This window comes from Stutzerimonas stutzeri, assembly GCF_002890915.1.
Taxonomy (GTDB): Bacteria; Pseudomonadota; Gammaproteobacteria; order Pseudomonadales; family Pseudomonadaceae; genus Stutzerimonas; species Stutzerimonas stutzeri_AF.
The window spans coordinates 696837-718553 of the sequence record NZ_POUT01000001.1; the positions used below are offsets into that span (position 1 = coordinate 696837).

25 protein-coding genes are annotated in these 21717 nt (G+C 64.7%); 21 read left to right on the forward strand and 4 right to left on the reverse strand.

Annotation, left to right across the window (positions count from 1 at the left end; genetic code table 11):
* The first annotated feature begins 234 nt into the window (after window positions 1-234).
* The 16 genes from mnmG to glmS all read left to right on the forward strand — a co-directional run bounded on the left by mnmG (window position 235) and on the right by glmS (window position 15855).
* Entirely contained in the window at window positions 235-2127 is a 1893-nt protein-coding gene (mnmG, locus tag CXK94_RS03315; protein WP_102893265.1) for a tRNA uridine-5-carboxymethylaminomethyl(34) synthesis enzyme MnmG, read from the forward strand.
* Entirely contained in the window at window positions 2127-2774 is a 648-nt protein-coding gene (gene rsmG, locus CXK94_RS03320; protein ID WP_102893266.1) for a 16S rRNA (guanine(527)-N(7))-methyltransferase RsmG, read from the forward strand. Before mnmG ends, rsmG begins: the two co-directional genes overlap by 1 nt.
* Window positions 2775-2790: 16 nt before the next feature.
* Window positions 2791-3579 (forward strand): ParA family protein, encoded by a 789-nt coding sequence (locus CXK94_RS03325; protein WP_037038139.1) that lies wholly within the window; start codon window positions 2791-2793, stop codon window positions 3577-3579.
* A 9-nt stretch (window positions 3580-3588) separates the two neighbouring features.
* Entirely contained in the window at window positions 3589-4461 is an 873-nt protein-coding gene (locus CXK94_RS03330) for a ParB/RepB/Spo0J family partition protein (RefSeq protein WP_102893267.1), read from the forward strand.
* A gap of 134 nt (window positions 4462-4595) precedes the next feature.
* A complete protein-coding gene (locus CXK94_RS03335) occupies window positions 4596-4994 on the forward strand; it encodes a F0F1 ATP synthase subunit I (protein WP_102893268.1) in 399 nt (132 codons plus the stop codon).
* Window positions 4995-5009: 15 nt separating this feature from the next.
* Entirely contained in the window at window positions 5010-5864 is an 855-nt protein-coding gene (gene atpB, locus CXK94_RS03340; RefSeq protein WP_037038146.1) for a F0F1 ATP synthase subunit A, read from the forward strand.
* 55 nt (window positions 5865-5919) lie between these two features.
* The gene (gene atpE / locus CXK94_RS03345; protein WP_003290909.1) at window positions 5920-6147 is read left to right on the forward strand and encodes a F0F1 ATP synthase subunit C; all 228 of its coding nucleotides are present in this window, start codon (window positions 5920-5922) and stop codon (window positions 6145-6147) included.
* Window positions 6148-6240: 93 nt separating this feature from the next.
* Window positions 6241-6711: a F0F1 ATP synthase subunit B gene (locus tag CXK94_RS03350; protein WP_037038147.1), complete on the forward strand. Its 471-nt coding sequence runs from the start codon at window positions 6241-6243 to the stop codon at window positions 6709-6711.
* Window positions 6712-6723: 12 nt separating this feature from the next.
* Window positions 6724-7260 carry a F0F1 ATP synthase subunit delta gene (locus CXK94_RS03355; protein ID WP_037038149.1) on the forward strand — a complete coding sequence of 179 codons (537 nt, stop codon included), beginning with the start codon at window positions 6724-6726 and terminating at the stop codon, window positions 7258-7260.
* Window positions 7261-7275: 15 nt separating this feature from the next.
* The gene (gene atpA / locus CXK94_RS03360; protein ID WP_102893269.1) at window positions 7276-8820 is read left to right on the forward strand and encodes a F0F1 ATP synthase subunit alpha; all 1545 of its coding nucleotides are present in this window, start codon (window positions 7276-7278) and stop codon (window positions 8818-8820) included.
* Between the two features lie 50 nt (window positions 8821-8870).
* Entirely contained in the window at window positions 8871-9737 is an 867-nt protein-coding gene (atpG, locus tag CXK94_RS03365) for a F0F1 ATP synthase subunit gamma (protein ID WP_037038151.1), read from the forward strand.
* A 30-nt stretch (window positions 9738-9767) separates the two neighbouring features.
* Window positions 9768-11144 (forward strand): F0F1 ATP synthase subunit beta, encoded by a 1377-nt coding sequence (gene atpD, locus CXK94_RS03370; protein ID WP_037038152.1) that lies wholly within the window; start codon window positions 9768-9770, stop codon window positions 11142-11144.
* Window positions 11145-11219: 75 nt separating this feature from the next.
* Entirely contained in the window at window positions 11220-11648 is a 429-nt protein-coding gene (locus tag CXK94_RS03375; RefSeq protein ID WP_037038153.1) for a F0F1 ATP synthase subunit epsilon, read from the forward strand.
* A 144-nt stretch (window positions 11649-11792) separates the two neighbouring features.
* On the forward strand, window positions 11793-13157 hold the full coding sequence (gene glmU, locus CXK94_RS03380) for a bifunctional UDP-N-acetylglucosamine diphosphorylase/glucosamine-1-phosphate N-acetyltransferase GlmU (protein ID WP_037038155.1): 1365 nt from the start codon (window positions 11793-11795) through the stop codon (window positions 13155-13157).
* Window positions 13158-13233: 76 nt separating this feature from the next.
* Window positions 13234-14016 (forward strand): DeoR/GlpR family DNA-binding transcription regulator, encoded by a 783-nt coding sequence (locus CXK94_RS03385; protein WP_037038220.1) that lies wholly within the window; start codon window positions 13234-13236, stop codon window positions 14014-14016.
* A gap of 3 nt (window positions 14017-14019) precedes the next feature.
* Window positions 14020-15855 carry a glutamine--fructose-6-phosphate transaminase (isomerizing) gene (glmS, locus tag CXK94_RS03390; RefSeq protein ID WP_037038156.1) on the forward strand — a complete coding sequence of 612 codons (1836 nt, stop codon included), beginning with the start codon at window positions 14020-14022 and terminating at the stop codon, window positions 15853-15855.
* A gap of 115 nt (window positions 15856-15970) precedes the next feature.
* On the opposite strand, the gene map is transcribed toward glmS, so the two are convergent.
* Together map and CXK94_RS03400 are read right to left on the reverse strand one after the other, a co-directional pair.
* Complete coding sequence (map, locus tag CXK94_RS03395; protein WP_102893270.1) at window positions 15971-16780, reverse strand: type I methionyl aminopeptidase; 810 nt, start codon at window positions 16778-16780, stop codon at window positions 15971-15973.
* Window positions 16777-16989 (reverse strand): ParD-like family protein, encoded by a 213-nt coding sequence (locus CXK94_RS03400; RefSeq protein WP_102893271.1) that lies wholly within the window; start codon window positions 16987-16989, stop codon window positions 16777-16779. The genes map and CXK94_RS03400 overlap by 4 nt, the downstream gene beginning before the upstream one ends.
* 185 nt (window positions 16990-17174) lie before the next feature.
* Here CXK94_RS03400 and CXK94_RS03405 point away from each other — a divergent pair, with 185 nt between their 5' ends.
* On the forward strand, window positions 17175-17582 hold the full coding sequence (locus tag CXK94_RS03405; protein ID WP_102893272.1) for an SMI1/KNR4 family protein: 408 nt from the start codon (window positions 17175-17177) through the stop codon (window positions 17580-17582).
* A 74-nt stretch (window positions 17583-17656) separates the two neighbouring features.
* A complete protein-coding gene (locus CXK94_RS03410) occupies window positions 17657-18031 on the forward strand; it encodes a DUF3301 domain-containing protein (protein WP_037038176.1) in 375 nt (124 codons plus the stop codon).
* Between the two features lie 6 nt (window positions 18032-18037).
* Here the strand turns inward: CXK94_RS03410 and CXK94_RS03415 are convergent, their stop codons facing one another.
* Window positions 18038-19024, reverse strand: coding sequence for a CobW family GTP-binding protein (locus CXK94_RS03415; protein ID WP_102893273.1), 987 nt, complete (start codon window positions 19022-19024; stop codon window positions 18038-18040).
* Between the two features lie 70 nt (window positions 19025-19094).
* On the opposite strand from CXK94_RS03415, the gene CXK94_RS03420 reads away from it, so the two are divergent.
* Window positions 19095-19457: a hypothetical protein gene (locus tag CXK94_RS03420; protein ID WP_037038178.1), complete on the forward strand. Its 363-nt coding sequence runs from the start codon at window positions 19095-19097 to the stop codon at window positions 19455-19457.
* A 93-nt stretch (window positions 19458-19550) separates the two neighbouring features.
* On the opposite strand, the gene CXK94_RS03425 is transcribed toward CXK94_RS03420, so the two are convergent.
* The gene (locus CXK94_RS03425) at window positions 19551-20078 is read right to left on the reverse strand and encodes a DUF3617 domain-containing protein (protein WP_102893274.1); all 528 of its coding nucleotides are present in this window, start codon (window positions 20076-20078) and stop codon (window positions 19551-19553) included.
* Window positions 20079-20218: 140 nt separating this feature from the next.
* Here CXK94_RS03425 and CXK94_RS03430 point away from each other — a divergent pair, with 140 nt between their 5' ends.
* Both CXK94_RS03430 and CXK94_RS03435 read left to right on the forward strand, forming a co-directional pair.
* Window positions 20219-20734: a sigma-70 family RNA polymerase sigma factor gene (locus CXK94_RS03430; RefSeq protein ID WP_037038180.1), complete on the forward strand. Its 516-nt coding sequence runs from the start codon at window positions 20219-20221 to the stop codon at window positions 20732-20734.
* Complete coding sequence (locus CXK94_RS03435) at window positions 20734-21678, forward strand: FecR domain-containing protein (RefSeq protein WP_037038181.1); 945 nt, start codon at window positions 20734-20736, stop codon at window positions 21676-21678. The genes CXK94_RS03430 and CXK94_RS03435 overlap by 1 nt, the downstream gene beginning before the upstream one ends.
* Window positions 21679-21717 lie beyond the last annotated feature (39 nt).

The following is a 21717-nucleotide window of genomic DNA, read 5'->3' on the forward strand; positions in this document are numbered from 1 at the left end:
TGCAAACGGCGCCAGGAGTGGGCTGCAAGCTTTTATCCACAGAATGTCTTGTCACCATACATAAACATATAAACAAGCTCTTTATAAATTTCTTCTTCTTTGTATTCTTTTGCCTGCCCGAGCATTCGACCCAACGGTTGATCATTTTTTGCTCAGGGCCCTTCTTTAGCTTCGGCTAAATCCCTATACTTCGCGGTTTCCCCAATTCCCATCTGAACAGGCACGAGGTGCGTGGTGGACTTCCCTTCCCGTTTTGACGTGATCGTGATCGGCGGCGGCCATGCCGGCACCGAAGCTGCGCTGGCAGCGGCACGCATGGGCGTGAAGACCCTGCTGCTCAGCCACAATGTGGAAACCCTCGGGCAGATGAGCTGCAACCCGGCCATCGGCGGCATCGGCAAGAGCCATCTGGTCAAGGAAATCGATGCCCTGGGCGGAGCCATGGCCACCGCCACCGACAAGGGCGGCATCCAGTTCCGCGTGCTCAACAGCCGCAAGGGACCGGCGGTACGCGCCACCCGCGCGCAGGCCGACCGCGTGCTGTACAAGGCGGCGATCCGCGAGATCCTGGAGAACCAGCCCAACCTGTGGATATTCCAGCAGGCGGCCGACGACCTGATCGTCGAACAGGACGAGGTCAAGGGCGTGGTCACCCAGATGGGGTTGCGTTTCTTCGCCAGCTCGGTGGTGCTGACCACCGGCACCTTCCTTGGCGGACTTATCCACATCGGCCTGCAGAACTATTCCGGCGGTCGTGCCGGCGATCCGCCGTCGATCGCCCTGGCCCAGCGCCTGCGCGAACTACCGCTGCGCGTCGGCCGGCTGAAGACCGGCACGCCGCCGCGCATCGACGGCCGCACGGTGGATTTCACGCAGATGACCGAACAGCCCGGCGATACGCCGCTGCCGGTGATGTCCTTCCTCGGCTCGCGCGAGCAGCATCCGCCGCAGGTCAGCTGCTGGATCACCCACACCAACGCGCGCACCCACGAGATCATCGCCGCCAACCTGGATCGCTCGCCGATGTATTCCGGCGTGATCGAAGGCGTCGGCCCGCGCTACTGCCCGTCGATCGAGGACAAGATCCATCGCTTCGCCGACAAGGACAGCCACCAGGTGTTCCTCGAGCCCGAAGGCCTGACCACCCACGAGCTGTACCCCAACGGCATCTCCACCTCGCTGCCGTTCGACGTGCAGCTGCAGATCGTGCAGAGCATCCGCGGCATGGAGAACGCGCACATCGTGCGCCCCGGCTACGCCATCGAGTACGACTACTTCGACCCGCGCGACCTCAAGTACAGCCTGGAAACCAAGGTCATCGCCGGGCTGTTCTTCGCCGGCCAGATCAACGGCACCACCGGCTACGAGGAAGCCGGCGCCCAGGGCCTGCTCGCCGGCGCCAACGCCGCCTTGCGCGCGCAGGGCAAGGACAGCTGGTGCCCGCGCCGCGACGAGGCCTACCTCGGCGTGCTGGTCGACGACCTGATCACCCTCGGCACCCAGGAGCCCTACCGCATGTTCACCTCGCGCGCCGAGTACCGGCTGATCCTGCGCGAGGACAACGCCGACCTGCGCCTGACCGAGAAGGGCCGCGAGCTGGGCCTGGTCGACGAGCGCCGCTGGGCGGCGTTCTGCGCCAAGCGCGAAGGCATCGAGCGCGAGGAACAGCGGCTGAAGAGCTGCTGGGTACGCCCGGGCAGCGCCGAGGGCGAGGCCATCGCCGCGCGTTTCGGCAGCCCGCTGGCGCGCGAATACAACCTGCTCAACCTGCTGGCGAGACCGGAAATCGACTACCAGAGCCTGATCGAACTGACCGGTGCCGGCGCCGAAGACCCGCAGGTCGCCGAGCAGGTGGAAATCAAGACCAAGTACGCCGGCTACATCGAGCGCCAGCAGGAAGAGATCGAACGCCTGCGCGCCAGCGAGAACGTGCGCCTGCCGGCCGATCTCGACTACGCGACGATCGCCGGGCTGTCCAAGGAGATCCAGCACAAGCTGGGCCTGGCCCGTCCGGAGACCCTCGGCCAGGCCTCGCGCATTCCCGGCGTCACGCCGGCGGCGGTATCGCTGCTGATGATTCACCTGAAGAAGCGCAATGCTGGCCAGCAACTGGAGCAGAGCGCCTGATGAACGGAGTCAGCGAACAGCACGCCGCCGAGCTTGCTCGCGGCGCCGCTGAACTCGGCATCGACGTCAGCACCCACCAGCAGGAACAGCTGCTGGCCTACCTGGCGTTGCTGATCAAGTGGAACAAGGCCTACAACCTGACCGCAGTGCGCGATCCGGACGAGATGGTCTCGCGTCACCTGCTCGACAGCCTCAGCGTGGTGCCCTTCGTCGCCGAAGCCGGCCAGCACTGGCTCGACGTCGGCAGCGGCGGTGGCATGCCAGGCGTGCCCTTGGCGATCATGTTCCCCGAGCATGGCTTCACCCTGCTCGACGCCAACGGCAAGAAGACCCGTTTCCTGACCCAGGTGAAGCTGGAGCTGAAACTGACCAATCTCGAGGTCGTCCACGACCGAGTGGAACATTATCGGCCGGCAACCCCGTTCGACGGCATCACCTCGCGGGCCTTCAGCTCCCTGCAGGACTTCACCGACTGGACCCGTCATCTGGGGGCAGCCGATTGCCGCTGGCTGGCGATGAAGGGCGTGCAGCCCGACGACGAACTGCAGGCGCTGCCGGACGATTTCCGCTTGGATGCCTGTCACGTACTCAAGGTTCCCGGTTGCCAAGGCCAGCGCCATCTGCTGATACTGCGCCGCACTTCATGACGGACAGACGCTGACCATGGCCAGAGTATTCGCCATCGCCAACCAGAAGGGCGGTGTCGCCAAGACCACCACCTGCATCAACCTGGCCGCCTCGCTGGTGGCCACCCGGCGCCGGGTGCTACTGATCGACCTCGACCCCCAGGGTAACGCCACCACCGGCAGCGGCGTGGACAAGCTGAACCTGGAGTACTCGATCTACGACGTGCTGATCGGCGAATGCAGCCTGGTGGACGCCATGCAGTTCTCCGAACACGGCGGCTACCAGCTGCTGCCGGCCAACCGCGACCTGACCGCGGCCGAGGTCGCGCTGCTGAACCTGCCGGCCAAGGAGAACCGCCTGCGCGAGGCGCTGGCGCCGGTGCGCGAGAACTACGACTACATCCTCATCGACTGCCCGCCGTCGCTGTCGATGCTGACCATCAACGCGCTGACCGCCGCCGACGGCGTGATCATCCCCATGCAGTGCGAGTACTACGCGCTCGAAGGCTTGAGCGATCTGGTCAACTCGATCCAGCGCATCGGCCAAGCGCTGAATCCGAGCCTGAAGATCGAAGGCCTGTTGCGCACCATGTACGACCCGCGCAGCAGCCTGACCAACGACGTCTCCGAACAGCTCAAGGCACATTTCGGCGACAAGCTCTACGACACCGTCATCCCACGCAACGTGCGGCTCGCCGAGGCGCCCAGCCACGGCATGCCGGCACTGGTCTACGACAAGCAATCCAAGGGCGCACTGGCCTACCTGGCACTGGCCGGCGAACTGTCGCGGCGCCAGCGCCAGGCCGCGCGCAGCGCCCTCGCATAAGGAATCTTCATGGCGACCAAGAAAAGAGGCCTAGGACGCGGACTGGATGCCCTGCTCGGCGGCGCCAGCGTCTCGGCCATGCAGGAAGAGGCGGCCAAGGTCGATACCCGCGAACTGCAGCACCTGCCGCTGGAGTTGATCCAGCGCGGCAAGTACCAGCCGCGCCGCGACATGGACCCGCAGGCCCTGGAAGAGCTGGCCCAGTCGATCAGGACCCATGGCGTGATGCAGCCGATCGTGGTGCGGCCGATCACTGGCGGCCGCTACGAGATCATCGCCGGCGAGCGCCGCTGGCGCGCCAGCCAGCAGGCCGGCATCGAAGCCGTGCCGGCATTGGTCCGGGAAGTCGCCGACGAGGCCGCCATCGCCATGGCGCTGATCGAGAACATCCAGCGCGAGGACCTCAATCCGATCGAAGAGGCCGTGGCTCTGCAACGCCTGCAGCAGGAATTCCAGCTGACCCAGCAGCAGGTGGCCGACGCGGTGGGCAAGTCGCGCGTCGCTGTGAGCAACCTGCTGCGGCTGATCGCCCTGCCCGAAGAGATCAAGACGCTGCTGTCCCATGGCGACCTGGAGATGGGCCATGCCCGCGCATTGCTGGGTTTGCCGGGCGAACGACAGATAGAAGGCGCGCGGCATGTTGTCGCACGCGGGCTGACCGTGCGGCAGACCGAAGCGCTGGTGCGCCAGTGGCTGAACAGCAAGGAAACGCCCAAGGTCGAGGCCAGGGTCGATCCGGACATCAGTCGCCTGGAGCAGCGCCTGGCCGAACGTCTGGGCTCTCCGGTGCAGATCAAGCACGGTCAGAAGGGCAAGGGCCAGCTGGTGATCCGTTACAGTTCACTGGACGAACTGCAGGGCGTGCTGGCGCACATCCGCTGATACAAAATGTTTGTAGTGCTAGTCGGAAAATACTACCGGATGGTTGAACGCTGACTGGCCTGCTCCTATACTCGCCGCGCTTTTTTGACTGCGGACAATTAATTTGCGCGGCCTGCTGCAGTGATGGAAAACCGGTGAACATACGCAACAGAACACCCTTCCATCGCCTCCCGGCTTTTCGCGTTCTGCTGATGCAAGCACTGGTCGCTCTATTGACCGCTGTCTCATGTGGGGTCCTTTTTGGTATCGTCGCCGGCTACTCGGCCTTGTGCGGCGGTCTGATCGCGCTGTTGGCGAACGTGTATTTCGCATACAAGGCCTTTCGTTATTTTGGCGCACGTTCGACCCGGGCGATCATCCAGTCCTTCTGGTCTGGAGAGATGGGTAAACAGATTCTTGCAGCAGCGCTGTTCGCGCTGGTGTTCGTGGGGGTGCGGCCGCTGCAGCCGGTTGCCTTGTTCGCTGGCTATCTGCTGGTTCTGGGCGTCGGTGCAAGTGCGCTCCTGCTGATGAAAAACAATCCGAAGCATTGAGCATTTGAGGCGTATATGGCGAGTACCCCGGCTGAATATATCCAGCACCACCTGCAGAACCTGACCTACGGCAAGCTGCCGGCGGGTTACGAGCGCGCTGACGGCTCCGTCCTCGATCAAGCCACCTGGACCATCGCCCAGACCGGCCTCGAGGCGCGCGACATGGGCTTCATGGCGTTCCACCTGGATACCCTGGGATGGTCGCTGCTGATGGGCGCCCTCTTCATCCTGCTGTTCCGTAGCGCTGCCAAGGCCGCCACGGCCGGCGTACCGGGCAAGCTGCAGAACTTCGTCGAGATGTGCGTCGAGTTCGTCGAAGGCGTGGTCAAGGATACCTTCCACGGCCGCAACACCCTGATCGCCCCGCTGGCGCTGACCATCTTCGTCTGGGTGTTCCTGATGAACAGCCTGAAGTGGATTCCGGTCGACTACATCCCCGGTATCGCTCATCTGCTCGGCCTGCCGGCCTTCAAGATCGTGCCGACCGCCGATCCCAACGGCACCTTCGGCCTGTCCCTCGGCGTCTTCGTCCTGATCCTGTTCTACAGCGTCAAGGTCAAGGGCTTCGGCGGCTTCAGCAAGGAACTGGCATTCACCCCGTTCAACCACTGGTCGCTGGTGCCGTTCAACCTGTTCCTGGAAATCCTCGGTCTGCTGACCAAGCCGCTCAGCCTCGCGCTGCGTCTGTTCGGCAACATGTATGCCGGTGAGGTGGTGTTCATCCTCATCGCTCTGCTGCCGTTCTACGTGCAGTGGACCCTGAATGTGCCTTGGGCGATCTTCCATATCCTGGTGATCCCGCTTCAGGCCTTCATCTTCATGGTACTGACGGTGGTGTACCTGAGCTCTGCCCATGAAGAACATCACTGAAAACCGCTAACGCTTCACCGAAAAACCTTAACCCCCTTAGCTTCAGGAGCTTTACATGGAACTCGTCTACATCGCCGCCTCCATCATGATCGGTCTGGGTGCCCTGGGTACCGGCATCGGCTTCGCCCTGCTGGGCGGCAAACTGCTGGAATCCACCGCTCGTCAACCCGAGCTGGCTCCTCAGCTGCAAACCAAGACCTTCCTAATGGCCGGTCTGCTCGACGCCGTGCCGATGATCGGCGTTGGTATCGCGATGTACCTCATCTTCGTTGTCGCCGGCTAAGCATTTTTCCGGTTTGAGATGGGGTTCGCCGGGCGAGCCCCGTCGCCGTGGAATGACTCCCGCGTTGAACGAGATAGCACGAGGTAAATCGCTGTGAACATTAACTTGACGCTGTTCGGTCAGACGCTCGCCTTCGCTATCTTCGTTTGGTTCTGCATGAAATTCGTATGGCCGCCCATCACCCAGGCCATGCAGCAGCGCCAGAAGAAGATCGCCGAAGGACTGGATGCGGCAGGCCGTGCGCAGCAAGACCTGAAACTGGCTCAGGACAAGGTGTCCAACACCCTGCGTGAGACCAAGGAGCAGGCAGCCCAGATCATCGAACAGGCGAACAAGCACGCCAACGCGATCATCGAGGAAGCCAAGCAGCAGGCACGTGTGGAAGGCGAGCGACTGGTCGCCGGCGCCCGCGCCGAGATCGAACAGGAAGTGAACCGTGCCAGGGACCAACTGCGCAGTCAGGTAGCGGCTCTGGCCGTCGCCGGCGCGGAGAAGATCCTGGAGTCCCAGGTGGACGCCAAGGTGCACAACGAGCTGGTCGAAAAACTGGCCTCCCAACTCTAAGCGAGGCAAGCGATGATCAATACCCAGACGCTTGCTCGGCCTTACGCGAAAGCCGCTTTCGAGTTCGCCAGTGCGGCAGGACAGACCGAATCCTGGTCGAAGATGCTCAACCTGGCCGCCGTCGCTGTTGAAGTCCCCGAAGTCGCAGCGTTGCTGAACGACCCCCGCCTGACCAGCGAAAGCAAGGTTCAGGAACTGGTGCGTCTGCTCGGCGACGATACCGACGAAGCGTTCCGCAACTACGTCCAGACCCTTGGCGAGAATGATCGCCTGTCGGTCCTGCCGACCGTGTGGGAGCTGTACGAGGACATCAAGGCGCAAGCCGAGAAAACGCTCGAAGCCGAAGTCGAAACCGCCTTCGAGCTCAGCAACGCGCAACTCCAAACTTTGGCTGCCGCCCTGTCGAAGCGGCTAGATCGCACCGTCAACCTCCAGCAGGCCGTGAATCCTGCGCTGATCGGCGGCGTGGTGATTCGCGCCGGTGACGTGGTTGTCGACGGTTCGGTCCGCGGCAAACTGAGCCAGTTGGCCGAATCGTTGAAATCCTGATTTGAGGGTCATGGCATGCAGCAACTGAATCCTTCCGAGATTAGTGAAATCATCAAGCAGCGCATCGAGAAATCGGATGTCGCTGCTCAAGCCCGTAACGAGGGCACCGTCGTCAGCGTTTCCGACGGCATCGTACGCATCTACGGTCTGGCCGACGTCATGTACGGCGAAATGATCGAGTTCCCCGGCGGCATCTTCGGTATGGCACTGAACCTGGAGCAGGACTCCGTCGGTGCCGTGGTTCTGGGTAACTACCTGGGCCTGACCGAAGGCATGAGCGCCAAGTGCACCGGCCGCATCCTCGAAGTTCCGGTAGGTCCGGAACTGCTGGGCCGCGTGGTCGACGCACTGGGCAACCCGATCGATGGCAAGGGCCCGATCAACGCCAAGGAAACCGACGCCGTCGAGAAAGTGGCACCGGGCGTGATCTGGCGTAAGTCGGTCGACCAGCCGGTACAGACCGGCTACAAGTCGGTCGACGCCATGATCCCGGTCGGTCGTGGCCAGCGCGAGCTGATCATCGGTGACCGCCAGATCGGCAAGACCGCCATGGCGATCGACGCCATCATCAACCAGCGCAACAGCGGCATCCGTTGCGTCTACGTGGCCATCGGTCAGAAGCAGTCGACCATCGCCAACGTGGTGCGCAAGCTGGAAGAGCATGGCGCCCTGGCCAACACCATCATCGTCGCCGCCTCGGCTTCCGAGTCCGCCGCGCTGCAGTACCTGGCTCCGTACGCCGGCTGCACCATGGGCGAGTACTTCCGTGACCGCGGTGAAGACGCGCTGATCGTCTATGACGATCTGTCCAAGCAGGCCGTGGCCTATCGCCAGATTTCCCTGCTGCTGCGCCGTCCGCCGGGACGCGAAGCCTACCCGGGCGACGTGTTCTATCTCCACAGCCGTCTGCTGGAGCGTGCTTCCCGCGTTTCCGAAGAGTATGTCGAGAAGTTCACCAACGGTGCCGTGACCGGCAAGACCGGCTCGCTGACCGCGCTGCCGATCATCGAGACCCAGGCGGGCGACGTTTCCGCGTTCGTTCCGACCAACGTGATTTCCATCACCGACGGTCAGATCTTCCTGGAATCGGCCATGTTCAACGCAGGCATCCGCCCGGCCGTCAACGCCGGTATCTCGGTATCCCGCGTCGGTGGCGCCGCGCAGACCAAGATCATCAAGAAGCTCTCCGGTGGCATCCGTACCGCCCTGGCCCAGTACCGTGAACTGGCTGCGTTCGCGCAGTTCGCTTCCGATCTGGACGAGGCCACCCGCAAGCAGCTCGAGCATGGTCAGCGCGTCACCGAGCTGATGAAGCAGAAGCAGTACGCGCCGATGTCCATCGCCGACATGTCCGTGTCCCTGTATGCCGCCGAGCGTGGCTTCCTGGGCGACGTGGAAGTGGCGAAGGTGGGTGCTTTCGAGCAGGCCCTGATCGCCTTCTTCAACCGCGAGTTCGCCGAGCTGATGGCGAAGATCAACGTGAAGGGCGACTTCAATGACGAAATCGACGCGGGCCTGAAGGCCGGCATCGAGAAGTTCAAGGCCACGCAAAGCTGGTAAGCCGCAGCGGGCGCCTCGCGGCGCCCGCCTGCTAACCCGATAGGTGTCAAATGGCAGGCGCAAAAGAGATTCGCAGCAAGATTGCGAGCATCAAAAGCACGCAGAAGATCACCAGCGCCATGGAGAAGGTGGCGGTCAGCAAGATGCGCAAGGCACAGCAGCGCATGGCGGCCAGCCGTCCTTATGCGGAGCGGATCCGGCAGGTGATTGGCCATCTGGCCAACGCCAACCCCGAGTACCGTCACCCGTTCATGGTGGAGCGTCCGGTCAAGCGTGTCGGCTATATCGTCGTGTCCACCGACCGTGGTCTGTGCGGCGGCCTGAACATCAACCTGTTCAAGGCGCTGATCAAGAACATGAAGGAATGGCACGATCAGAAGGTCGAAGCAGACCTTTGCGTGATCGGCAACAAGGGTGCGAGCTTCTTCCGCAGCTTCGGCGGCAACGTGGTCGCGGCAATCGGCAACCTCGGCGAAGAGCCGTCGATCAACGATCTGATCGGCAGCGTCAAGGTCATGCTCGATGGCTTCCACGAGGGCCGTATCGATCGCTTGTACCTGGTATCCAACAAGTTCATCAACACCATGACCCAGAAACCGACGGTCGACCAACTGCTGCCGCTGGCTGCAGACGAGAACGCCGAGCCGGTCAAGAAGGGTCAGTGGGACTACCTCTACGAGCCGGACGCCCAGCAACTGCTGGATGCCCTGCTGGTTCGTTACATCGAGTCCCAGGCCTATCAGGCGGTGGTCGAGAACGGCGCAGCCGAACAGGCGGCGCGGATGATTGCCATGAAGAACGCAACCGACAACGCCGGTGAATTGATCAGCGATCTGCAACTGGTCTACAACAAGGCCCGTCAGGCTGCGATCACTCAGGAAATTTCGGAAATCGTCGGCGGCGCTGCCGCGGTTTAAGAACGGTTCAAATATTCAGAGGAACCAAACATGAGTAGCGGACGTATCGTTCAAATCATCGGCGCCGTCATCGACGTGGAATTTCCGCGCGATCTGGTGCCGAACGTCTATGACGCACTGAAAGTTCAGGGCGCCGAGACCACCCTGGAAGTCCAGCAGCAGCTGGGCGACGGCATTGTCCGTACCATCGCCATGGGTTCGACCGAAGGCCTCAAGCGTGGCCTGGACGTCAACAACACCGGCAAGGCCATCGCCGTGCCGGTCGGCACCGGTACCCTCGGCCGCATCATGAACGTGCTGGGCGAGCCGATCGACGAGGCCGGCCCGGTCGAGTGCGAAGAGCAGTGGGGCATCCACCGCGCCGCGCCGAGCTACGCCGAGCAGGCGGGTGGTAACGACCTGCTGGAAACCGGCATCAAGGTCATCGACCTGGTCTGCCCGTTCGCCAAGGGCGGCAAGGTCGGTCTGTTCGGTGGTGCCGGTGTCGGCAAGACCGTGAACATGATGGAGCTGATCAACAACATCGCCAAGGCGCACAGCGGTCTGTCCGTATTCGCCGGCGTCGGTGAGCGTACTCGTGAAGGTAACGACTTCTATCACGAGATGAAGGACTCCAACGTTCTCGACAAGGTGGCGATGGTCTACGGCCAGATGAACGAGCCGCCGGGAAACCGTCTGCGCGTGGCCCTGACCGGCCTGACCATGGCCGAGAAGTTCCGTGAGGAAGGCCGCGACGTCCTGCTGTTCATCGACAACATCTACCGCTACACCCTGGCCGGTACCGAAGTGTCGGCACTGCTGGGTCGTATGCCGTCCGCGGTGGGTTATCAGCCGACCCTGGCCGAGGAAATGGGCGTTCTGCAGGAGCGCATCACCTCCACCAAGACCGGTTCGATCACCTCGATCCAGGCCGTCTACGTTCCCGCGGACGACCTGACCGACCCGAGCCCGGCGACCACCTTCGCCCACCTCGACGCCACCGTGGTACTGAGCCGCGACATCGCCTCGCTGGGTATCTACCCCGCGGTCGACCCGCTGGACTCCACCAGCCGTTCGCTGGACCCGCTGGTGGTCGGCCAGGAGCACTACGAAGTGACCCGCGGCGTGCAGTACGTGCTGCAGCGCTACAAGGAACTGAAGGACATCATCGCCATTCTCGGCATGGACGAACTGTCCGAGACCGACAAGCAACTGGTGGCGCGCGCGCGCAAGATCCAGCGCTTCCTGTCCCAGCCGTTCCACGTGGCGGAAGTCTTCACCGGCGCCCCGGGCAAGTACGTGTCCCTGAAGGAAACCATCCGTGGCTTCCAGGGCATCCTCAATGGCGAGTACGACCACCTGCCGGAGCAGGCGTTCTACATGGTCGGCACCATCGACGAAGCCATCGAGAAAGCCAAGAAACTGTAACTGGCGCGCCCGTTCGCGGGCGCCGATCCAGCCTGACCGGCCTTGGCCGGGCGGGCTGATTACCGAGGCATAAGTATGGCTATGACAGTCCATTGCGACATCGTCAGCGCGGAAGAAGAGCTGTTCTCGGGGCTGGTGGAAATGGTCGTCGCCCATGGCAACCTGGGTGACATCGGTATCCTGCCGGGCCACGCGCCGCTGCTGACCGATCTCAAGCCGGGTCCGGTGCGGGTGATCAAGCAGGGTGGCGACGAGGAGATCTTCTACATCTCCGGCGGCTTCATCGAAGTGCAGCCGAACATGGTGAAGGTTCTCGCCGATACCGCCACGCGCGCCAAGGACATCGACGAGGCCGCTGCTCAGGCCGCCGTCAAGGCTGCGGAAAAGGCGTTGCACGAGAAGGGGGCGGATTTCGACTACGGTTCCGCCGCCGCTCGTCTGGCCGAAGCTGCCGCCCAGCTGCGTACCATCGAGCACCTGCGCAAGAAGTACGGCCGGCACTGATCGGCCCGCGACTTCATCGCGCACGAGTAAAAGGGTAGCCTTGGCTACCCTTTTTCTTTTTCCGCCATTTGTCGGACCGGCGCGCGGATGGCTCCGGCATCGCCGGGCCGCTACCCGGCCCGATACCGTTTCAGGATCAGCCCCATGTCTCTCGATATCGTCATTCTCGCCGCCGGTCAGGGCACCCGCATGCGTTCCTCCCTGCCCAAGGTGCTGCATCCGGTCGCCGGCAAATCCATGCTCGGGCATGTCATCGATACCGCGCGTGCGCTGCAGCCCCGGAGCATCCAGGTGGTCATCGGCCATGGCGCCGAGCAGGTGCGCCAGTGCCTGGCGGGCGAGGACCTCAACTACGTCGTCCAGGCCGAGCAGCTCGGCACCGGCCATGCGGTGGCGCAGGCGCTGCCGAACCTCGCGGCCGAGCGGGTGCTGATCCTCTACGGCGACGTGCCGCTGATCGAGGCCGAAACCCTGCAGCGCCTGTTGCACAAGGTCGGTCCCGAGCAGCTGGCGCTGCTCACCGTGGTACTCGACGACCCCAGCGGCTACGGGCGCATCGTCCGCGACGCGCAGGGCGAGGTGCAGGCGATCATCGAGCACAAGGACGCCAGCGCCGAGCAGCGGGCGATTCGCGAGGGCAATACCGGCATCCTGGCGGTACCGGGCAGCCGTATCGGCGAATGGCTGGGGCGGCTGTCCAACAGCAATGTCCAAGGCGAGTACTACCTGACCGACGTGATCGCCATGGCGGTGGCCGATGGCCTACGTGTGGCCACCGAGCAGCCGCTGGATGCCATGGAAGTGCAGGGCGCCAACGACCGCATCCAGCTTGCCGAACTCGAACGCCACTATCAGCGGCGCGCGGCCCGCCGACTGATGGCCGAGGGGGTGACGCTGCGCGATCCGGCGCGCTTCGACCTGCGCGGCGACGTCAGCGTCGGCCGCGACGTGCTGATCGACGTCAACGTGATTCTCGAAGGCAGCGTGATCATCGAGGACGGCGTTTCGATCGGCCCCAACTGCGTGATCAGGGACAGCACCCTGCGCAAGGGCGCGATCGTCAAGGCCAACTCGCACCTGGAAGGCGCGGAACTCGGCGAGGGCGCCGACTGCGGCCCGTTCGCCCGCCTGCGCCCCGGCAGTGTGCTCGGCGCCAGGGCGCACGTGGGCAACTTCGTCGAACTGAAGAACGCGACCCTGGCCGAAGGCGCCAAGGCCGGCCACCTGAGCTACCTGGGCGATGCCGAGATCGGCGCGCGGAGCAACATCGGCGCCGGTACCATTACCTGCAACTACGACGGCGCCAACAAGTTCAGGACGGTGATGGGCGAGGACGTGTTCATCGGCTCCAACAGCTCGTTGGTCGCGCCGCTGAACCTGGGCGATGGCGCCACCACCGGTGCGGGCTCGGTGATCACCGAGGATGTGCCGACGCATACCCTGGCGCTCGGCCGGGGCCGCCAGCGCAACATCGACGGCTGGCAGCGGCCGAGCAAGCAGAAGCCTTAAGCGGCACTGCCAGCTTGCGTCCTCCGGGCGCATATGTTTTGATTCGCGGCATTAACTTTCGAATCGAAACATGTTCATGTCGAAGCGCAACACGCCGCAACGCCGCCACGCGATTCTCGCCCTGCTCAACGAGCAGGGCGAAGTCAGCGTGGATGAGTTGTCGCGGCGTTTCGAGACCTCCGAAGTCACCATCCGCAAGGACCTCGCCGCGCTGGAGAAGAACGGCCTGCTGCTGCGTCGCTACGGCGGTGCGGTGCCGTTGCCCCAGGAGCTGATCGGCGACACGGCCCAGCCCGTCTCGCCGTGGAAACAGGCCATCGCGCGCCTAGCGGTGGGCTGCATCCGCGAACATGCGCGGATCATCATCGACAGCGGCACCACCACCGCGGCGATGATTCCCGAGCTGGGCCACAAGCCGGGCCTGGTGGTGATGACCAACTCGCTCAGCGTGGCCAATGCCCTGCGCGAACTGGAGCACGAGCCGGTGCTGCTGATGACCGGTGGCACCTGGGACCCGCATTCGGAGTCCTTCCAGGGCCAGGTCGCCGAGCAGGTGCTGCGCTCCTATGATTTCGATCAGTTGTTCATCGGCGCCGACGGCATCGACCTCGAACGTGGCACCACCACCTTCAACGAACTGCTGGGCCTGTCGCGTGTCATGGCCGAGGTCGCCCGGGAAGTCATCGTGCTGGCCGAAGCGGACAAGATCGGCCGGCGCATTCCCAACCTGGAGCTGCCCTGGAGCGGCATCCATACCCTGATCACCGATGAGCGTCTCAGCGACGAGGCGCGCACCCGTATCCAGGCCCGCGGCGTCAAGCTGCTCTGCGCGGCCGTCGAACCCAATCTGGAGACCTGAACCATGTGTGGCATCGTTGGCGCCGTCGCCGAACGCAACATCACCGCGATCCTTCTCGAGGGCCTCAAGCGCCTGGAATACCGGGGCTACGACAGCGCCGGCATCGCCGTGCTGAATGCCGCCGGCGCGCTGCAGCGCCTGCGCCGTTCCGGCAAGGTGGCGGAACTGGAGCAGGCCCAGGCGCAGGCGCAGCTGTCCGGCCGCCTGGGCATCGCCCATACCCGCTGGGCCACCCACGGCGCGCCGTGCGAGCGCAATGCCCACCCGCATTTTTCCGGCGACGACCTGGCGGTGGTGCACAACGGCATCATCGAGAACCACGAGGCGCTGCGCGAACGGCTCAAGGCGCTCGGCTACGTCTTCGTTTCCGACACCGATACCGAAGTCATCGTGCATCTGTTGCAGCACAAGCTCGACGAGCTCGGTGACCTGACCGTCGCGCTCAAGGCCACGGTCAAGGACCTGCACGGCGCCTACGGCCTGGCGGTGATCAGCGCCAAGCAACCCGATCGCCTGCTCGCCGCACGCAGCGGCAGCCCGCTGGTGATCGGCCTGGGCCTGGGCGAGAACTTCCTCGCCTCCGACCAGCTGGCGCTGCGCCAGGTCACCGACCGCTTCATGTACCTGGAGGAGGGCGATATCGCCGAGATCCGCCGCGACAGCGTGCAGATCTGGGATGTCGACGGCCAGCCGGTACAGCGCGAGGCCGTGCAGTACCACGAGGGCGCCGAGGCGGCGGACAAGGGCGAATACCGCCACTTCATGCTCAAGGAAATCCACGAACAGCCCAAGGTCGTGCAGCGTACCCTGGAAGGCCGTCTCGGCGAGCGCCAGGTACTGGTGCAGGCCTTCGGCCCGCAGGCCGCCGAGCTGTTCGCCCGGGTGCGCAACGTGCAGATCGTCGCCTGCGGCACCAGCTACCACGCCGGCATGGTCGCGCGTTACTGGCTGGAGGAGCTGGCCGGGATTCCCTGCCAGGTCGAGGTGGCTAGCGAGTTCCGCTACCGCAAGGTGGTGGTGCAGCCGGACACCCTGTTCGTCACCATCTCCCAGTCCGGCGAGACCGCCGACACCCTGGCCGCGCTGCGCAACGCCAAGGCGCTGGGCTACCTGGCCAGCCTGGCGATCTGTAACGTCGGCATCAGCTCGCTGGTACGCGAGTCCGACCTCACGCTGCTGACCCAGGCCGGCCCGGAGATTGGCGTGGCCTCGACCAAGGCCTTCACCACCCAATTGGTAGGATTGATGTTGCTGACCCTGGCGCTGGGCCAGGTGCACGGCAGCCTCGACGCCGCCCGGGAAGCCGAGCTGATCGAGGAATTGCGCCGGCTGCCGACCCGCCTGGGCGAGGCGCTGGCGATGGATACCACGGTGGAGAAGATTGCCGAGCATTTCGCCGAGAAGCACCACACCCTGTTCCTCGGCCGCGGTGCGCAGTATCCGGTGGCGATGGAGGGCGCGCTCAAGCTCAAGGAAATCTCTTACATCCACGCCGAGGCCTATCCGGCCGGCGAACTCAAGCACGGCCCGCTGGCGCTGGTCGACGCCGACATGCCGGTGGTCACCGTGGCGCCGAACAACGAGCTGGTGGAGAAGCTCAAGTCCAACCTGCAGGAAGTGCGCGCGCGCGGCGGCGAACTGATCGTCTTCGCCGACCGCGAGGCTGGCATCGAGAACGGCGAGGGTACCTTCCTGGTGAACATGCCGCATATCCACGATGCGCTGGCACCGATCCTCTACACCCTGCCGCTGCAGCTGCTGTCCTACTACGTCGCGGTGCTGCGCGGCACCGACGTCGACCAGCCGCGCAACCTGGCCAAGAGCGTCACCGTCGAGTGAGGATCGGTTCCCGCCCGAGTCCTTGCTGCTGCTTGCTGCTGGCGATCAGTGGTTAACAGCATCGCCAGCAAGCTAGCTCCTACAGCGATCGGCAAGCCCTTGTGCCGGGCCGACATTACACTTCGGATGGGTGAGCGTGTCCCAAGGAGCCTGAAACGCCGCTCGGGCGATGTTCCTCGGGGCGGAGCGTCAGGACCCGCGCGCCATCGCGGGTCACCGCCACGGTGTGCTCGAACTGCGCCGACAGCTTGCCGTCGAGGGTGACCACCGTCCAGCCATCGCGCTGGGTGCGTACGGCATTGCGGCCCTGGTTGAGCATGGGTTCGATGGTGAAGACCATGCCTTCACGCAGCGTCAGGCCCGTCTTCGGTTTGCCCCAGTGCAGCACTTCGGGCGGCTCGTGCATTTCCCGGCCGATACCGTGCCCGCAATATTCCCTGACCACCGAGTAGCCATGGGCGCGGGCGTGCCGTTCGATGGCATGGCCGATATCGCCGAGCCTGGCACCAGGCCGCACGGCTTCGATACCTTTCCACATGGCCTCGTAAGTGACCTGCACGAGCTGCCGGGCCTGCGCCGAAACCTCGCCGATCAGGTAGGTCTTGCTGGAATCGGCGATATAGCCGTTCTTCTCCAGGGTGATGTCGAAATTCACCAGATCGCCGCTCTGCAGGATCTCGCAGGCGCTGGGCACGCCGTGGCACACCACTTGGTTGCGCGAGGTGTTCATGGCGTAGGCGAAGCCGTACTGCCCCTTGCTCGCGGGGCGCGCGCCGAGCTGATTGACGATGAAGTCATCCACCAGGTCGTTGACCTGCAGGGTCGACAGGCCGAGCAGATCCAACCGATCCAGATAGCCGAACACGGATGCCAGCAACCTGCCCGACTCCGCCATCAGGGCGATTTCCTCCGGCTTCTTGGTCATGAGGCATCCGCCACTCTGGCGGGCACCACGACACCGGCGGTGCGCATCTGCGCGGCAACCACCTCGTTGAAGCTGAGGGTTGGGTTCATTTCGCACAACATGCCGATGCGAATCCAGAAGCCAGCCTGGGCATTGATCGAGCGGCAGGACACGCTGCTCGCCTTGCGAATCTGCTCGTGCAGCTCGTCATCGATATTGACGATTCCCATGGAAATCTCCGTCTAAATGAAACGTATACGAATCATATAGAGGTAAGGAGCGAATTTCATCTGCCCTCGTGAGCAGGCAGCGGGGTAGCGCGACCTATTCATCCAGTGAACGGCGTAAACGCTGGCTCGCCAATGCGCGGGCGGGTATAACACCCGCTGATCGACGCGGTACGAGGGGAGTCGCGATGGAAGAGGTCATCGAACAGCTGCGGGAACTCAACGAGCCGGTGCCGGTGCCGCTGGAACTGCCGGACGACGATCTGCTGGTGGAGATCGAGGAACAGCTGCTGATCAACCTGCCGTTCGGCCTGCGCGAGTTCCTGCTGCAGGTCAGCGACGTGGTCTATGGCCGCCTGGAGCCGGTCACCGCCACCGATCCGCAAGCGCATACCTACCTGCCCGAGGTGGCGGCCAACGCCTGGGATGCCGGGGTGCCGCGCGACCTGGTGCCGCTCTGCCAGGACGGTCGCGATTACTATGTGGTCGATCTGGAAGGCCAGGTTACCCTCTGGGACGGCGACGACGGCGAACTGACCGAGGAAACCTGGGAAACGGTCTGGCACTGGGTGCGGGACGTCTGGCTGGAAAGCTGAGTGCGGCTGCCGAACCGCCTCGCGCTGACGAAAAGCGCTAAGCTGTGCGCCTTCTGCCAACGATCCGAAACCCTATGCTGACCTTGGGCAACCTGTTCCTGTTCATGCTGCTGGCCGCCGCGGGCGCCTGGCTCTGGCATTCCCACGGCATTCGCGAGCGTGCCCTGCTGGCGGTGCGCCGGCATTGCCAGAAGATGGACGTCGAGCTGCTCGACGGCGCCGTTGCCTTCCGCCGCCTGGCGCTGTTGCCGGATGCCCGGGGGCGGCGCCGGCTGGCGCGCATCTACGGTTTCGAATTCACCGTCACCGGCGAGCAACGCCATCCTGGCAGCATCGTCATGTTCGGCGCGCAGGTCGGCCGTATCGAGCTGGCCGCCCATCCGTTCCAGCCCGCCGCGGAACCGGGGCGGGTGATCCAGCTGGACGACTGGCGCCGCACGCGCGATTGAGCATCGTCAGCTCGCCAGGCGGCAAGCGAGCAGACCCTGTTCCAGCGCGACCTGCGCCTGGGCTTCGGCGAAGATCAGCTCGATCCGCGAATCCCTGCGCCATTCGCTGGGTCTGAATTCGAGCGTATGACCCTCCAGCGCATTGGCCGACCGCCAGCCCTCGCGGCCGTGCAGCACCAGCTTGGCGCGGCGCCAGGGCCATTGCGCCAGCCAGTGCGCGATGCGCTGCAGATCGGAGCGCTGGCTCGGGTGCCAGCGCCAGCCGATGCTCCAGCCTTCGTCATTCCCTTGCACCTGGCAGATGGGCTGCTGCGGATCGAGCCAGAGCTGCGGCAGCGTGACTGCGCCCTGGGGCAGGGCGGGTGGCTGCGATGCTTCGTGGGCATGGGCCTGGATGCCCGGCAGGCGCTGCAGCGGCAGCCGGCCCTGGCTGGTCCAGTACAGTGGCCGTTCGGGCAACTGGCTGGCCAGTCGCGCGCGCGTCGGCGCGTCCAGTGTCTCGCTCTTGTTCATCAGCAGCAGCCCGGCATCCGCCAGGGCCTGCTGCTGGCTGTCGGGCAGCGCTGCACCCTGGCTCAGTGCCTGGGCGTCCAGCACCAGCACGCTCGGCTGAACCGCCAGGACCTGCTGCCAGGGCGCCTGGCCAAGCTGGCGCAGTAGTTCGGCCGGATGTCCGAGCCCGGACGGTTCGATCAGCAGGCGATCCGGGCGGGCCTGGCGCAGCAGCCGGCCCAGGCCGACCTGGAAGGGCACGCCGTTGACGCAGCACAGGCAGCCGCCGGCGACTTCCGCCAGGCTGACGCCCTCGACCGCGCTGCTCAGCAGCGCGGCGTCCAGGCCGATCTGGCCGAACTCGTTGACCAGCACCGCCCAGCGCTCGGCCGCCGGCTTCTGTGCCAGCAACTGGCGGATCAGGCTGGTCTTGCCGGCGCCGAGCGGGCCGCCGATGAGGTGGGTGGGGATCTGTTCGAGCATGGCGGCCATGGTGCGCATTTTGCGGCGCGGCTGGAAGAGGCTGCGCTCACCCCGTGCTAAAGTCGCCGCGATTCGGGAGGAATGATTCGTGCGGCTATCGTTATTGCTGACTTTACTAGCGGGAAGCGTCATGACCGGCGAGGCGCTGGCCGAGGCCTGCGTCATCCACAGTGATGACGGGCGGGTGGCGGTGCAGCTCTGCCAGGCCAATCGCAGCATTCCCGCCGAGCTGTTTCGCAGCGGCTTCTGCCAGCCGCAGCTCGAGGGCCAGCAGGTCGAGGTGCAGTTCGTCGAGCACTGTCCGCCAGGTGCCTTCGGCATCTGCCGCGACGCCCGCGTTTCCAACATGCCCTATCGGCAGGACATCCACTACTACGGTATCGCCAGCGATGCCCGCTTTCTCCAACCGGCCTGCGAGCAGACCAGCGAGGGCACCTGGGAAACCGAGTAGGGCCTGGCCCCCCTGTGTTCATGGGGGTTTCACGTGGAACTATCGGTTTGCTCGATGCGATTCGGCTTGCCTATCAGCCGCGTAGACGAGACGCTAGCGCACCGGTTCGAGCGTCCCGCAGTCCTCGCCGACCCAGCGCGCGTGGGACTCCATGCGCGAGGTGCCGGTTTCGGTCCCCTGCCGGTATTCGCTCTCGATGGTGCTGACGAACTCGCGATCGCTGATGAAGCGGGTTTCTCCCTGGCCGCGAGCATCGGGGCACTCGAAGCGAAATTTCCAGCGGCTGTCGCTGCGCTCGGTGATTTCCTGGCGGCAGGCCGGATCGTCCTGAAACGGCAGGTCGCCGGACTTCACCTGTTCTTCGCTGAGGCAGATGCGTACGCCCTTGCCGCCCAGCTGCACGCCCTGCGCCGCGAGCATTTCTTCCATCATCCTGCGCTGCTCGGCCGGCAGGTTCTGCATCTGTGCCAGCATCTCGTCGGTACCCGGCATCTGCTGGCCATCCATCTGGATATCGCCGCTACGGAACTCCCAGAGTCCGGGCAGGATCGGCTGGGCCTGGGCCGGCAGCAAGAACATCGACAGGGCGGCCGCGGTGGCCAATCGGGGCAGACGAGGCATGGTCGCACTCCACATTCGGATGTTCTGAAAGCCTAGTCGAGGCTGCGCAAAAGGCCGCCCGGCAGTGCGGACAGTTGGTCGTGGATTTATGTTGTTGAGAAGCGTTAGCATTAACCTCCGCAGCATTCATGGGAGGCCGCATGGCAACCGAAGGTATGGTTCGGCAGCAACTGCTGCATCGGCTCTATGCCGATCACCACGGCTGGCTCAATGGCTGGCTGCGGCGCCAGCTCGGCTGTAACCAGAAGGCTGCAGACCTGGCCCAGGACACCTTCGTGCGGGTGCTGGCCAAGGACGAGGACATGGCCGCCATCCGCGAGCCCAGGGCCTACCTGCATACCATCGCCAAGGGCCTGCTGATCAATCACTGGCGCCGTCGGCAGATCGAGCAGGCCTACCTGGATGCGCTGGCGCTGCAGCCCGAGCCGCTGGCGCCCTCGCCGGAGGAGCAGGCGCTGATCGTCGAAACCCTGCTGCAGGTCGACGCGCTGCTGGCGCGCCTGCCGGCGAAGGTGCGCAACGCCTTCCTCATGTCGCAACTGCAGGGCATGACCTATGCGGCGATCGCCGCGGAACTGGGGGTCTCCGAGCGAATGGTGAAGAAGTACATGGCGCAGGCCATGCTGCATTGCCTGACCCTGGTGGCGGAGGAGTGATGAGCATCGATTACCGTGTGTTGCAGGAGGCCGCGCACTGGTTCGCGGTGCTGCAATCCGGGACGGTCAGCGCCGCCGAGCGCCAGGCCTGGTCGGAATGGGTCGGGCAGCCCGAGCATGCCCGGGCCTGGGCGAGGGTGGAGCGCATCAGCGGGCAGTTGCTGCCGCTGGCAGCCGATCCGGTCGGGCGCATCGCCGGCGGCCTGCTCCAGCAGCGCTCGAGCCGGCGCCAGGCGCTGAAGCTGCTGGGCGTGCTGTGCGGGGGTGCCGGGCTCACGCTGGCGACCGGGGCGGCACCCTGGCGCGAGTGGACCGCCGACCAGCGCACCGCTGTCGGCGAGGTCCGCGATCTGCGCCTGGCCGATGGTTCGCAGCTGTGGCTGAACACCGACAGCGCGGTGGATATCGCCTTCGATCGCCAGGCGCGGCGGTTGTCACTCTATCGTGGCGAGCTGCTGGTCGATGCCCCGGGCGGGCGCAGCGCTCCGCCGCTGCTGCTGCGCAGCCGTGAAGGGCAGCTGCGCAGCGATCAGGCGGCGCGTTTCTCGCTGCGCCAGGATGACGGCCGGACCCTGCTCAGCGTGTATACTGGCGTGGTGGATATCCAGTTGGCGGGGCTCGGCATCACCAGCGTCGCCGCGGGGCAGCAGGCCGGTTTCAGCCTCAGCCGCATCGATGCGCTGCAACCGGTGCGGGCGGAGCGGCAGGCCTGGTCGACCGGCGTGCTGCTGGCCGATAACCAGCGCCTGGGCGACTTCCTTGCCGAGCTGTCGCGTTATCGCCACGGCTATCTCGGTTGCGATCCGCGCATCGCCGACCTGCGGGTGGTCGGCGCATTTCCACTGGGCGACACCGAGCGGGTGCTGGAGGCGCTGGCGGCCACGTTGCCGGTGCGTATCCAGCGGCGCATGGCCTGGTGGGTCAGCCTGGAGCCGGCGGCCTAGCCCCAAGAACAGTTGCAAATAAAAAATATTCGTATCTGC

Excerpts from the sequence above, each read along its gene's own strand:
- atpE (WP_003290909.1), top strand. The coding sequence starts at position 5,920 with ATGGAACTCGTCTACATCGCCGCCTCCATCATGATCGGTCTGGGTGCC.
- CXK94_RS03325 (WP_037038139.1), top strand. The coding sequence starts at position 2,791 with ATGGCCAGAGTATTCGCCATCGCCAACCAGAAGGGCGGTGTCGCCAAG.
- atpG (WP_037038151.1), top strand. The coding sequence starts at position 8,871 with ATGGCAGGCGCAAAAGAGATTCGCAGCAAGATTGCGAGCATCAAAAGC.
- CXK94_RS03405 (WP_102893272.1), top strand. The coding sequence starts at position 17,175 with ATGGAAGAGGTCATCGAACAGCTGCGGGAACTCAACGAGCCGGTGCCG.
- CXK94_RS03385 (WP_037038220.1), top strand. The coding sequence starts at position 13,234 with ATGTCGAAGCGCAACACGCCGCAACGCCGCCACGCGATTCTCGCCCTG.
- glmU (WP_037038155.1), top strand. The coding sequence starts at position 11,793 with ATGTCTCTCGATATCGTCATTCTCGCCGCCGGTCAGGGCACCCGCATG.
- CXK94_RS03425 (WP_102893274.1), bottom strand. The coding sequence starts at position 20,078 with ATGCCTCGTCTGCCCCGATTGGCCACCGCGGCCGCCCTGTCGATGTTC.
- CXK94_RS03375 (WP_037038153.1), top strand. The coding sequence starts at position 11,220 with ATGGCTATGACAGTCCATTGCGACATCGTCAGCGCGGAAGAAGAGCTG.
- map (WP_102893270.1), bottom strand. The coding sequence starts at position 16,780 with ATGACCAAGAAGCCGGAGGAAATCGCCCTGATGGCGGAGTCGGGCAGG.
- CXK94_RS03330 (WP_102893267.1), top strand. The coding sequence starts at position 3,589 with ATGGCGACCAAGAAAAGAGGCCTAGGACGCGGACTGGATGCCCTGCTC.
- rsmG (WP_102893266.1), top strand. The coding sequence starts at position 2,127 with ATGAACGGAGTCAGCGAACAGCACGCCGCCGAGCTTGCTCGCGGCGCC.
- atpA (WP_102893269.1), top strand. The coding sequence starts at position 7,276 with ATGCAGCAACTGAATCCTTCCGAGATTAGTGAAATCATCAAGCAGCGC.
- CXK94_RS03435 (WP_037038181.1), top strand. The coding sequence starts at position 20,734 with ATGAGCATCGATTACCGTGTGTTGCAGGAGGCCGCGCACTGGTTCGCG.
- atpB (WP_037038146.1), top strand. The coding sequence starts at position 5,010 with ATGGCGAGTACCCCGGCTGAATATATCCAGCACCACCTGCAGAACCTG.
- CXK94_RS03355 (WP_037038149.1), top strand. The coding sequence starts at position 6,724 with ATGATCAATACCCAGACGCTTGCTCGGCCTTACGCGAAAGCCGCTTTC.
- CXK94_RS03415 (WP_102893273.1), bottom strand. The coding sequence starts at position 19,024 with ATGCGCACCATGGCCGCCATGCTCGAACAGATCCCCACCCACCTCATC.
- glmS (WP_037038156.1), top strand. The coding sequence starts at position 14,020 with ATGTGTGGCATCGTTGGCGCCGTCGCCGAACGCAACATCACCGCGATC.
- CXK94_RS03400 (WP_102893271.1), bottom strand. The coding sequence starts at position 16,989 with ATGGGAATCGTCAATATCGATGACGAGCTGCACGAGCAGATTCGCAAG.
- CXK94_RS03410 (WP_037038176.1), top strand. The coding sequence starts at position 17,657 with ATGCTGACCTTGGGCAACCTGTTCCTGTTCATGCTGCTGGCCGCCGCG.
- atpD (WP_037038152.1), top strand. The coding sequence starts at position 9,768 with ATGAGTAGCGGACGTATCGTTCAAATCATCGGCGCCGTCATCGACGTG.
- CXK94_RS03430 (WP_037038180.1), top strand. The coding sequence starts at position 20,219 with ATGGCAACCGAAGGTATGGTTCGGCAGCAACTGCTGCATCGGCTCTAT.